This window comes from Siminovitchia sediminis (genome assembly GCF_042680885.1).
GTDB lineage: Bacteria > Bacillota > Bacilli > Bacillales > Bacillaceae_C > Siminovitchia > Siminovitchia sediminis.
This window is the reverse complement of record NZ_JBHUEO010000086.1, coordinates 1-733: the sequence shown is the minus strand read 5'-3', so window position 1 is coordinate 733 and position 733 is coordinate 1. Positions and strand designations below refer to the sequence as shown.

The 733-nt window shown below is 49.8% G+C and carries 2 tRNA genes and 2 rRNA genes; all 4 read right to left on the bottom strand.

From position 1 onward, the window contains the following. A 23S ribosomal RNA gene (locus ACFSCZ_RS17235) occupies positions 1-151 on the bottom strand; the annotation flags it as partial. 234 nt (positions 152-385) lie between these two features. Then, positions 386-461: transfer RNA gene (locus ACFSCZ_RS17230), tRNA-Ala, on the bottom strand. A gap of 40 nt (positions 462-501) precedes the next feature. After that, positions 502-575, bottom strand: a tRNA-Ile gene (locus tag ACFSCZ_RS17225). A gap of 108 nt (positions 576-683) precedes the next feature. Then, positions 684-733, bottom strand: a 16S ribosomal RNA gene (locus tag ACFSCZ_RS17220); the annotation flags it as partial.

Sequence of the window (733 nt, the reverse complement as noted above, 5' to 3'; positions counted from 1 at the left end):
ATACCGCCCCATTACTGGCGGTGGGTTCCCCCATTCGGAAATCTCCGGATCCATGCTTGCTTACAGCTCCCCGGAGCATATCGGTGTTCGTTCCGTCCTTCTTCGGCTCCTAGTGCCAAGGCATCCGCCGTGCGCCCTTTGTAACTTAATCTTTTGACCAAAAATAAGCGGCGCATTTCTTCGTCAGCGGCCCTCACTCACATCCTCACGCACTGTTGTGCGCTCCGGTGTTCGCTCGGTTGCTTCCTCGAACTGCTTGCTTCTTTTTGCTCAAACCTATAACTAAAGGTTTTTTAACGCTTCTTATGGTACTCCATATCGGATCATCCATAAGGTGAACGATTCTCGGTTTTCTTCTCTTACTTATCTGGTTTTCAAAGAACGATGGTGGAGCCTAGCGGGATCGAACCGCTGACCTCCTGCGTGCAAAGCAGGCGCTCTCCCAGCTGAGCTAAGGCCCCGCAAAACAAATAAATCCCATATTTAATAAATGTGGGATGATGGGCCTGAGTGGACTTGAACCACCGACCTCACGCTTATCAGGCGTGCGCTCTAACCAGCTGAGCTACAGGCCCCCACTTGGATCTGGATCTATACTAAAAGAGGCTTGACCTCTCAAAACTGAGCGAAACGAAAACGTCATGTTATTTGGATTGACCTAAAGCCAATCATATACTCTTTAGAAAGGAGGTGATCCAGCCGCACCTTCCGATACGGCTACCTTGTTACGACT